Raw genomic sequence first — 11,845 nt, 5'->3', positions numbered from 1 at the left:
CTAAACCAAAATACCTTGTTCTTCCGCCTTCAAATAAATTTCATACAATATCTTGGACTGTTTCTCTGAAGGCGGAGTCAATTTTCCCATTGACATACTTTTCAATATTCCTCTTTGAGCACCAGATAATTCACGTATATTTTCTTGTCTACTATAAAAATCATAAATTCTATTCCAAGAATTGCTATTTACTTCATTAACGACAAATATTTGCATTTCAATACCTCTATCAAGTTTCTTAGCCTTTTTCTCTTCTTTCTTTATATATTTCATCTCTTGTTTTTCTATTAGATATTTACTTGGTATATCAACACTCACGTTAACTTGTTTTATGCTATCCCAACACTTTTTCTGTTTACACCACTGAGATACGTTTGCATATCCTTCAGGAGGATTTGTAATATCCTCGTGAATAATCTTTGCCAGGATTTTTAGTACCTCAATTAGATCTTCTGGAATTTCTTGATTTTCCCAAATCTCACTAAAACTAAAAAACTTTGATTGCTTCTTAATAATATATGCCAAAAATGCGATAGTATATGTTACAATTTGGGCTCTGTACCCCCCATTATACCAATCAGCAGCAGAAACTAACTTTTCGACTTTCCTAAAAAGTATAACTCTTGAAATTGCTTCTTTAAAATAGCTTTCTGTTATTACTAAGTTATTCTTTTCCAATTCATCTGTTATTTTCTCAGCAAAATATTGAAAACTAAATTGAGCTCCTCTTGATACTACATTAGGTTGTTGCATCCAAGTATTCTCACTTTTGGCTAAAAATGTTTTATCTACTAACTGTGTCTTTGGATTTTCCAAGATAAATTTCTTCTTTTCTGCTTTTGTAAGATAAGCTTGCTCATTAAGGTAGGCACCTCTTACACGTTCATAGAACCAATGTGTTCTTCTTTGCGATCCACCTTTAGCAGATATCCATATTCGGTTGGCATAGTTCTTAAATTCCTTATGAAATGGGCTGTTAGAAAAAAAGTCCGATTTATTAACTTTATTTTGTGTGTTTGCATATTCAGAAATCTTCGCAACAGCCTGATTTTTCTCTTCATTATTTTTAATTATCGATAGCTTCATTTGTACAAATACATCATCAATATTCAATTTATAGTTCTTCTTTGCGGCATATATTGCTGAAGTAGTTTGAGCACCATTAACAATTTGAAAATCACTTATCTTTGTAATATGTCCATTATCATTAACTTCAATATCACTTGCAGTTGCCGTAATACCATTATTGTAGGCAAAAAACTGTTTTGGACTAAATTCTATTGTAGTGCGAAGCCCTTTATTTACTTTTCCCCTAAACTGAAGAAATGTCCTAACATTTTGTTCAAATAATCTTTGTCCATACTGTTCATATATATCCGCAAGTGAATTACCATCCATTACTACTAAGTATGAATCATACTCTTCGACATTTTGACTTACTTTAAGATATGGTAACTTCACATTTACTTCATACGTCTTACTATTAAATTCAGAAAGGTATATTTTATAAATATACTCAATATCAATAACTTGGTGTTCAATTACCACCTCATTAATTTTATCATCAGGAATGGTCACTAAATTTCGTGTTGCTTTACCATCTGTAATAATTATAAATTTGACTTTTGAAATCTTATTACCAGTAAAATACCTGTATATGTTGTATAATGCATTATAACCATCAGAAGTTTCTTCTGCCCCTTCATAAAGTCCAGAAATACAACTTGTTAAATAGTTCTTTAACCTTTTAAACTTTGTATTAATATGTTGACGTGTCAGTGTTTGAACAGAGTTTTCCTGAAAATAATAATGGACAATTAATGAAAGCAATTGCCTCTCCTCATCATAATCATATCCATTTAGCTCCATTCCCTTTTTGATATAGTCCGACATTGTATAATTAATACTCAGCTCACCTATACTAACAAGTTCTTCGCAGACATTCTCAAAAAAGGCTTCTGACTTAAGTAGTCCCCTACTCTCAGTATCTACTAATATTGATTGTAGAAAATTCTCATAAAACTCATCCAGCGTAATCATACTACTCACCACCAAACACTTCATCTAATGTTCTAACAAATTCTCGACACCTTGATAAGTCTATCTTATATTTTATCTCATTAATTCTATTATCAATAAGCTCTCTGTTTAACCTAGGAAACAATTCATTCACATAATAAATAGTCTCTGAATCAACAACAAAATTATCCTTACTTTGTTCAGTAAAGTTAGGTATCCAACCTGCTTCAAAAAGCTTAAGTTTTAATTTTTCTACATACTCCTCATCAACCTTATCCACTATATCATTATAAATATCATCTATAGTCTGACCTGTGTCAGCAATCGTAACTCCATAGGAAACTAAATACAATTGGTCTTTTTCAGTATACAATTGATCTATAGATGATATATTTGCAACATTACCTTTAGTTACTCGATGAGATTTTACCTCTAATACAATCTTCTCTAAGTTAAAATCTTGACGATCCTGATTGACACCAACCCACGAATCAATTGCTACGTTGTATCCTTTATATCTGGCAATGATATTCTTCAAGCAATATAACTCAGAAAATAATCCCATTTGCTTTTCTGTAGATAGACTTAACTTTCCTTTATTTGCCAGTAAATTCTTCCATTTCTTTAATCGATTTTTTAGTTTAACTAATTTATCTTTATCTAATTTATATTTATCAATTGTTGTAATTAAATCTTTACATAGGACATAAAAAATTTCCCAATCTTCATTTCTATCCAGAGTCAAACATAACTCTATATTGTTATTATCTGTAGTATTCGTAAAAATATCTATACCCTTGAGTTTAACATCTAATTCAAAATTTAAGTGTTCAATTTGTAGTTTTATGTAAAAGCCATATTGATGTTCAAAATTAACAATCCAAAAATAGTCATGATTTGTTTCAAATTCTATTCTTCTTCTAGTACCGAACTTCATATTTTCCCAAGGATTACTGAATGATTTAATCATCACTATCCCTCTCTTCTTTCATATCCTGAATTATTTGATCAACATAAACACTATTTATCTTATGTCTGATTAATTTTCCACCGCTATTAATTCCTCCTGGAAAACTAATACCAAATGCAGCTAAATTTTTAATATCCTCTTTATCAGTATCAATTATATGCAATACTAATAGTGGCTTTTTCATAATTGCTCTTAAATCTTTTCTATTCTTGCCAGCACTTTCTTCAATTGAAAATAGCACTTTTTCTAAAGACTCTGAAGAAATCTGTCTTCTATTTGCTTCTAGGTAAGTATCTTTATCTGTCATTGTTCTATACTCTTTTCTAAAAGTGATATTTCCAATAGTATGCTTACCGTAACTACCACTAGCTAATAGAACATCCCATTTAGTATCAATATCATTTGCATATTTTCTTATAAAATCAATAGGCATCTTTGACGTAATGTATATAGGGTTACTTGCAAATACCTCATAGTTATCTAGAAATTCAATAATATGCTCTCTATCCACATCTTTCCAGAGGTTCTTTTTTCTCGAAATCTCGTGCTGTCCAATTTTATTATTAATTAATTTAAGTACAAAATCTTCTACAACTTTTAAGTTTTTATTACGAATTTTTTCATCTTTTTTCAAGCATGTTGTTTCTTTTTCAGCTCCATCAAGTTTCATATTAAAATAATAATCTTTTGTATGTTTCAGTTTATTATGTGCTGTTACTTGTAACGCACTGTCTGGATGCTGGCTAACTGACAAACCGAAATCATTTGGAGTCTTTTTAGCATCCGCCATTCTTCCAAAATCCTCAAATAAATCTTCTGTTGCCTCAATAATACTTGCAAAATTTGTTTCCATTTGCTTACTCATATAGATTTTACATATATCTTCATATCCAATTCTGTATCCAAACCAACGACCCATTTGCATTAACGTATCATACATAGCTGTAGTGCGCATAAAGTAACTTACACTTAATCCTTCTAAAGTAAATCCTCTAGATAAACTCGCTCCTCCAACAGCAATTACATTTACTCCAGATTCATTGGTATATTCTAGAGGAATTTTGGCTTTCTGATGCACCTCTCTTACTTTTATTGATCTTATTATTATACATATTTCTTCAAGAACAGTTTCCCATGAATGTCCAATATCTATATGTACTTTATAAAAGCTTTCCTCTATTTGACTTATATCATCACTTAAACTAGAAGCTTCTTGTAATGCTCCATAAGATATTATTTCATCCTTTAAATTCTGCACATAATTTTCTATAAAAAACGAAACTTTAATGTGGATTGCTGTAAATCTACTTACATGAACCAACATGCTATTATGCTTACCGTTTTGACCTCTTAAATTACGAATAGCAATATTTATTATAAAGATTCTTATGGCTTCTTTTAAACTGTCTGGCAATCCCATAATATTAAAGTCTTTTTTATGTCGTAATGGTATCTTATCTTCATTATCTTCAATATGTATAATATATTTCTTGTTATTCTCTAAAAAAATCTTTCTAGCCCCAAAATAGTTATTTGGTGCATTTAATGCAACTATAAAGTCTTTTGGAAACAAATCTCTGCCATATTGATTATTGTCTACTTTATAGTCAATAAAAATATTTGCATAAGGTGTCGCCGTATATGCAACATAAGCGCATTTATCAAATAGGCTCATGAGTTGTCTTAATTTTCTATTTATTGTAGTTGGGTCATCTTCACCTCTTGTATTAATCGATGCATAATCTGATTCATCATCAATCATCAACATTGCGTGTTTTGAAATCTTGTTCTTATAATTTGCACTTAACCAATCAATTACATTAGTCAATGTATTTGTGTGTTTTTTTATAACCATGATAACTGGAACACTGATATTATCGAAATTAATCATACCTTTACTTTTATCAGCATCTCTCTTATTAAAATCTGTTTCAGTTGTAGTTAAAGTACTTGGAATACTGTCATTTCGATTTCCACCTAATCTCCCTACACCAACGAGTTTTCCATTTTGTACACCTATAACAGCTTCATTAATTCTTACCTGTGTTTGATTTCTAAGATTATTTATACCACCTGCTATAACAATTATAAATTTATATCCTGCATCACATGCCTTACAGATTAATGCAGAATAATTAGCTGTTTTACCTGATTGAACATGACCAACTACCATACCATATCTCGAGAACTCATTTAGAGCAGGGTCAGCAATATTATTCATAGCCACATCTGTGTCGGTATCAATTGTCCTAACGACTTCAGGTGGAAAATCTTGTCCCATATATTCTTTATATCGATTCCAAAAATTAAGTTCTTTGAAATTTTTAGCTCCATCTGTCCACCAGCTATTATTTCTTTTTTGTTGTTCATAGCCTTGAATTAAAAATCCTTTGTCCATTTGGACATCAAAATGCATCTCTAATTCTCTAATCATCCGTTCCCAATCTTCTTCAGCAATATAAAAATCTGCTGATAATCCGAAGAATGAAAGCATACGATTCCTCATTTGATTATCTTCTAACAAGTTTCTCATTTCATAAATATTTTCTTTTATTGTATTTGCCTGTAATGGAGGCTCTAAATCTTGTAGCTTACTTTTTATATTCTTCTTAACTTTTTGATAATTGCTCATTTCCATTAATCTACCCCACCTTATTCTTGAATATTTCTGTTTTAATCAATTCTGCATAGTTGCTTCCTACACTCTCTAAATATTTTATCAAATCTAATGCTTCATCCTCATTAAGAATTCCTTTTTGATCTATATCATGAGGTCGCTCTTGTAGTTGTGCCTGAATTGCTTCAATCGGAATATATGACTGTATACACTTTAAATACTTATCAAGTAGTAAGAATTGTTCTGCATCTAATTCGTCATATAATTGCTTTAGCACTGGATGTTCTTGATTTAGCATAAAACGTATCTTGCCCTCATGAGGTACTAAATCCCAAAATCTAGTAGTAGTTTTATCAGTTATCTTTCTACCTCTGCCAGAATATGGGCGAGAACCTTTGACTGTAATTTTTTTAATTATCCTCTTTAATTCACTTTTAATTTCACTAGTTGGATAAGCTTTCGATTTTTTTATATCTATTCCCCAGTATTTATCTTGATCACTAGTAATATCAATCTTTATCCTCACCAACTTATGAGCATCAGTTGCTTGATGTAACCCCCACCACGTGCCATAAATTAGCAATCGATTCTCTCTATAAAGATAAAATCCTTGTGACCTAATATATCCCTCTTTTGTAGCATAATACTCATAATCATTTTGCGCAATTTTGGAATGATGAGGTAAAATGTATGGCTGTATTATTATTTGTTCATCATGCAAAAATATTATCTCATCAGGAATTTGTTGTGTAGCTGGATGACTCCTGTTAAAAGGATCAAACGGCTCTACAACAATATTGTTAATTGATATTTCTAATTTTTGCATACCTGGTCTTGCTTCTAAAAATCTATGAAAAACCAATGCAATATGCTCTCTTAACTCAGTAATTTTCTTTGAAAATAAGCTCTTATCATAACGATCAATATTCTCCCAGACAACCAAAGTACCATTTTTACAATCTACAATTTTATGATATTGATTGAATTTTTCTATATTATATTCTTCTGGAGTGATCAATTCCCATTCATTTTTATATGAAATAAAATCTAAATCCCATTGTCTTGCACTAATTATTCCATTCTTCTTTGAAATGACAGTAAGTAACTTGCACTGTGAAAACGAAGCAGTCTTTAACCCTAGTCCAAATCTTCCCAAGTCTGTTTTCTCTCTCTTATCATCTGGATTCTTTGTTGCAAGTCTCATTGCCTCTACTAATTCTAATTCATCCATTCCTATACCATCATCAAATAATTCAAAACTTAATTCAGGTTCAGGTTTAATTATAATATCTATTTTTTTTGCAGCTGCTGAAATACTATTATCTATAATGTCCGCTACTGCTATTTCAAATGAATAACCAATATCCCTTAATGACTTTATAAAATTACTGATATTGGGTTGTACAGTTTCAGTTTTCATACTCATTCATCCCTCTTATCTATATATGTATCTCATAATTTTGTATATTCAACATTTAACCACATCTTATATCTATTATATATTACATTTATCGACTAAGCAATAATTTTGAAAAATAACCCACTAGATGCCCTTTCCATTTTGTGTATATACCAAATATCTCATTTTAACATACATAATTATCTTAAATCACCATTATAAAATACCAACATCCTAAATTTTAATCCCAATCAAAAAAGAGAGTAGCTAATATTAAACCCTGCTCTCTTATCTAGCGCTATATATAATTATAAGTAAACTCCATATTTATCCAATCATAATTTTCAGCATCATTAATTTTGATTAATCCTCATTGTTTTATATGCTAATTCAATATCTGTTTATCATATCAAATCTATTTCCGTCACACCATTTTGTCCAATTATCACTTTCTTATACCTTTTGAATCCCCTATAAGTTTCAATAGTTTTATCCATAAGTGCTACTCTCCAGATTTTATTAAAATCCCTTCTTATGCAAATAAATATATCCATTGAATCTTGATTAATTACCATTGAATATTGTGTAGTAAATTGCCCTTTAGATAACTGAGTTTTTTTCAATACTTCAAATGCCAGATTGTAATCAAACTCCTCTTCTGCACTATTAATCATATTTGTAGCAGTAATATATCTATCAATTCCAAATCCATTAATACTATTGATATCCTTATTAAGCAATTCACTATTTGAAAAATTAGTCATTACAGCATCTTTTTCATCTGATATCAAAAATGAATTCCCATCTAAACTTGGTTCGATAATTACTGTATGACCATATTTGTCTGCATATAACTGATGTCCTTTTAACTGTCTAGAATAATTTAATTTCTTTTGTCCAATTACATCTTCAATAATATATTCAATATTACTTGCCTTTTCCATAGCTTTTTTATATACATCAAATGGCTCTATCAAATCATCACTATTATCTGAAAATGTTGCAATATCAGAAATCATAACTTGAGCAGCTCCAAAAACACCATTGCTATTAAAACCCGCAGTAGGTACATATTCATCATCTATCTGGAACATTAATTGAAAAATATTGACACTATTTACATCAACAATATTGAACTTTAACTTTACATCATTGTAATCAAAATTCATTCCATATATTGGTGTTTTATTATAACAAGCAAAACTTGTACACATGATTAATCACCCTTATAATTTTCTTAATTCCCGATTATTCCATTTGATAATTTATCAGTTGTTTAGTTTTATCTAAACAAAGCTACAGAATTGTTAAAACTCTATAGCTTTAATATACTTATATCTTATATAGATATTTATAGGTCTAATTCATTAAGCAACTCTTTAAGTTTTTTCAGTTCATCTTTAGAAAGAGTTACTCCCTTACCCATCTTTTCATGTTCAGGATCCCAATCTCTTAAATCATACTTGGGTTCTCTATCATTCCAACTAATTAAATTTAACTCTTTTGCCCATCCTTTGTTATTTTCAGATAAACTACCTATTGTTTCTTGTATTTCATATTTAATGTTTGACATATTATTTTCCTCCTGCATTTTATTTTATACTAGATTGTCCTTCAATGTAAAAAGTACTTTTGCTGGAACCTAAAAATTCTTCTAAATAAATCATTTATTATGATTAATCCTCATTGTTGGATATGCTAATTGGATATCTGTTTCATTACCAAAAGCATGAAGAATATCTTCCCATATATCATTTATAGTATTCCTTCTTAGACGTGGCACGCACAAATATCTTATTGTTAATTGTACTCCACTTTCTTTAACATCTGTATACACAATTGGTGTGAGATTTTTATAATGAATCATATATTGTTTTTTTGCTTGTTCTACCATTCTAGCTGCTTTTTCTGATAAATGCAAAGAGTGTTTATTGCTTATATCCGTTAATATTTTTTTAGCCTTTTCCCAATTACTCTCAAAAGTAATAAGCACCTTAATTTCATTCCAAATATATTTAAATCCTTTATCGTAGTTGATTATTCCATGAATAAATATAAAGTGATTTGGAATAATCACAATGCGCCCTGTACTTTGCTCACCATTTTCATAAGAAGATATCTCCATTAAGCTGAATTGGAACATTCTGATATCAATAACATCTCCTTTTTGTTCATTAATACTAATCCTATCACCTGCCTTAATAGGTTTTTTAATAATTATGAAAATCCACGCTGCCATATTTACAAACAAATCTTTTAATGTTATGGCAACACCAGCTGAGACAAGACCCAAATAGGTGGTTAAACTTGCTGTATCATCTGACCAAAGAAATATACAGACTATAACAAAAACCGTACTAAAAAAATAGTAAACCCTTTTTCTAGCTATATAATATTTATTGTTTTCATTATTAGTCGAATAAATAATACGATTAATTAATCTAATAATTACCATAATAAGCACAAAAGCTATTATAGTCCATAAAATTTTTATCAAAGCTTCATTATCATTTATATAACTCAAAATCGCTTTCATTCTTTAGCAAAACTCCTTTCACTACCGATTTATAGTCATATTGAATTATTGGGAATTAAACTGCCAAAAACCAAAAGTAGCTATATCTACAAGTATTATAACATATAATCCGTTTTCTTTAGAAACAATAAAATTATTGAATATTATGACAAAATATGCTAATATTGTATAACATGTTTGCATAAAAGAATAATTAGGTACTAACAAAGGAAGTGTCTTAAGTGAATAAAAAAAATTTTATTGGTTTAATATTTGTCATTGGTTTTATGATTTTACTGACTACATGCTTTAATAATAAACCAGATAGTAATGAGATTTCAACCACGGAAAATGATGAAAAACTAGAAGAATTGGATAAAAATGAAAAAGCATTTGACTATGAAGATTTTAGACAATTATATGAAGAAATGGAGAATAATTTAGCTATAGAAGATTATAGTCTAATTTATGGTTCTAACGGCAAACATACCGTAGCTATAGGACCAGAATTGACCTTTGGTAATGGTGTTTTTCTTACACTATCTGGTGATAATATTAATGACCCAACCCAAGATGTATTATATTTTGAAAGCAAAGATATGCAAACATTAATAATGTGTAAGTATATCATATACTGAAAGCTATATTGGAAACAATTGCATCTATTATTTACCAAGTAGTGGTGAGGATTTTGAATCAGAACTCAAAGTCTTAAGTGATTTTATGATAATATCATATAAGAATTTAGTAATAACAGTACATCAAACCAATAAAGAAAAGGTAGATCGTGAAATTACGAAAGAATTCATGTACAAAATTAGAGACTTACTATTAGGATATGATGATTAAACACTACTTTCCTTGTCAATAGATTTTTCATATCAAATCATCATTCTTACTTGACATTGTTTCAATATCAAGAATTATAGCATATAATTTCCACAATAAAAAATTGTGTTAACATAACACAATTTTTTAAAATAAATCACCTTATTTAAGTATAATATGAATCTCTTTTCCTAATCCTTTTGCTACCTTAAACAAAAAATTGAGTGATGGGTTATAATTACCACTTTCTAATCTGCTTATATTAGATTTCTGTGTTCCAGTACGAAAAGCAAGTTCTTCTTGAGTTATATTTTGTTCTTTTCTTTCTTTAATAATTTCTGATATGATTTCATATCGTATTTTAAGTTTTTCATATTCATTTCTGAATTCCTCCGCTTTCATTAACTCCTCTGTTACTTTTGAAAGCGATACGCCTGTTCTACTCATCATCACACCTCTTTACATAATCATATATAAATCACAAGAAGCTAGTCTTAATTTTGTTCTCCGATACAATTGGTACCATTACTTTTATATCTGCAATACCCTGTTCATCTACTATTTCTCCATATTTGACAATATCATATTTTGCTTGTTCATTAAGTTGGTATGTTGTAGATGGAAACCATTCTTGATAAATATAGTCTAATACTGATTCAATAGAGTCATGTGGTTTAGCTCTAAAAGCAAATATTACATAACGACTTTTCTGTAATTCTTTAATCACCATATTTTCATCATCATTTCTTTTATTATCTACTTCAACACATGCAGTATAGTTAAAACTTAAATTACCATCAGTCTTTTGTTTTGCATTTTCATAATCGTTTAGCCCATAAACCCAATTCTTAGATATACGATTTCTAATCTTTACTTTTGATTTATTCAATTTTTTCCATAACCTTGGAATCACAAAAAATCCCTTTAGAGTATTTGCACTGAATCCCGCTAATATCATTTCATTACAATTTTCAAAATTAATATTCATTTTAAAAGTATGTTCACTGGATATAAATCTTGGGGTTAATGAAAGCTTTCGCATCTTATGTCTAAGTGTCTTAGGACTCATACGAAACTTTGCTTTAAAAGCCTCTGTGAAAGCTTGTTGTGATTCATATCCTGTGTTCAAAGCTATATCCAATATACTGTCATGAGTACACATAAGTTTTTTTGCTGTTTCGCTTAATCTTCTGTTTTTAATATATTGATGCACTGACATTCCAACAACATTTGTGAACATTTTATTGAGATGATACTTAGAATATCCCATTTTTTTTGCTAATGATTCAAGATTATTATTTTGACTTAGATCTTCTTCAATTAAATCAATAAGGTATAAGATATTTTCATAATTTGTTTTCAAATGAACACCTCCATAAATAATACTATCCAAATTGCCATTTGTTTTTCATCATCCTTGTTACGATTACTACAACTATCATATCAGCAAATAACTCTTCTTTTGGGTATCTATTTTAACATCATATTAGCTTAGTA

At 29.3% G+C, this 11,845-nt stretch carries 11 protein-coding genes; 2 read left to right on the top strand and 9 right to left on the bottom strand.

The annotated features are described in order from the left end of the window. The 7 genes from ACX6CF_RS03295 to ACX6CF_RS03265 all read right to left on the bottom strand — a co-directional run bounded on the left by ACX6CF_RS03295 (window position 1) and on the right by ACX6CF_RS03265 (window position 9,541). Window positions 1–2,040, bottom strand: a complete 2,040-nt coding sequence (locus tag ACX6CF_RS03295; RefSeq protein ID WP_458783872.1) for an AIPR family protein — start codon at window positions 2,038–2,040, stop codon at window positions 1–3. A gap of 1 nt (window position 2,041) precedes the next feature. Then, window positions 2,042–2,989 (bottom strand): PD-(D/E)XK motif protein, encoded by a 948-nt coding sequence (locus tag ACX6CF_RS03290; RefSeq protein ID WP_458783871.1) that lies wholly within the window; start codon window positions 2,987–2,989, stop codon window positions 2,042–2,044. Next, on the bottom strand, window positions 2,982–5,627 hold the full coding sequence (locus tag ACX6CF_RS03285) for a Z1 domain-containing protein (RefSeq protein ID WP_458783870.1): 2,646 nt from the start codon (window positions 5,625–5,627) through the stop codon (window positions 2,982–2,984). The genes ACX6CF_RS03290 and ACX6CF_RS03285 overlap by 8 nt, the downstream gene beginning before the upstream one ends. A gap of 4 nt (window positions 5,628–5,631) precedes the next feature. Beyond that, window positions 5,632–7,026 (bottom strand): ATP-binding protein, encoded by a 1,395-nt coding sequence (locus ACX6CF_RS03280; RefSeq protein WP_458783869.1) that lies wholly within the window; start codon window positions 7,024–7,026, stop codon window positions 5,632–5,634. Between the two features lie 383 nt (window positions 7,027–7,409). Further along, the gene (locus ACX6CF_RS03275; RefSeq protein ID WP_458783868.1) at window positions 7,410–8,219 is read right to left on the bottom strand and encodes an Ntn hydrolase family protein; all 810 of its coding nucleotides are present in this window, start codon (window positions 8,217–8,219) and stop codon (window positions 7,410–7,412) included. A 137-nt stretch (window positions 8,220–8,356) separates the two neighbouring features. Next, window positions 8,357–8,578, bottom strand: a complete 222-nt coding sequence (locus ACX6CF_RS03270) for a YdbC family protein (RefSeq protein WP_458783867.1) — start codon at window positions 8,576–8,578, stop codon at window positions 8,357–8,359. Between the two features lie 90 nt (window positions 8,579–8,668). After that, window positions 8,669–9,541, bottom strand: a complete 873-nt coding sequence (locus ACX6CF_RS03265; protein WP_458783866.1) for a mechanosensitive ion channel domain-containing protein — start codon at window positions 9,539–9,541, stop codon at window positions 8,669–8,671. A 221-nt stretch (window positions 9,542–9,762) separates the two neighbouring features. Here ACX6CF_RS03265 and ACX6CF_RS03260 point away from each other — a divergent pair, with 221 nt between their 5' ends. Beyond that, window positions 9,763–10,158: a hypothetical protein gene (locus ACX6CF_RS03260; protein WP_458783865.1), complete on the top strand. Its 396-nt coding sequence runs from the start codon at window positions 9,763–9,765 to the stop codon at window positions 10,156–10,158. 85 nt (window positions 10,159–10,243) lie between these two features. Then, window positions 10,244–10,369 (top strand): hypothetical protein, encoded by a 126-nt coding sequence (locus tag ACX6CF_RS03255; RefSeq protein WP_458783864.1) that lies wholly within the window; start codon window positions 10,244–10,246, stop codon window positions 10,367–10,369. Between the two features lie 141 nt (window positions 10,370–10,510). Here the strand turns inward: ACX6CF_RS03255 and ACX6CF_RS03250 are convergent, their stop codons facing one another. Together ACX6CF_RS03250 and ACX6CF_RS03245 are read right to left on the bottom strand one after the other, a co-directional pair. After that, the gene (locus ACX6CF_RS03250; protein WP_458783863.1) at window positions 10,511–10,795 is read right to left on the bottom strand and encodes a helix-turn-helix domain-containing protein; all 285 of its coding nucleotides are present in this window, start codon (window positions 10,793–10,795) and stop codon (window positions 10,511–10,513) included. Between the two features lie 31 nt (window positions 10,796–10,826). Continuing rightward, window positions 10,827–11,711, bottom strand: a complete 885-nt coding sequence (locus ACX6CF_RS03245; RefSeq protein WP_458783862.1) for an AraC family transcriptional regulator — start codon at window positions 11,709–11,711, stop codon at window positions 10,827–10,829. Between the last annotated feature and the right edge of the window lie 134 nt (window positions 11,712–11,845).

This window comes from Vallitalea sediminicola (genome assembly GCF_054408565.1).
Note: the sequence above shows the minus strand (reverse complement) of the source record. Positions and strands in the feature narration are given on the sequence as shown.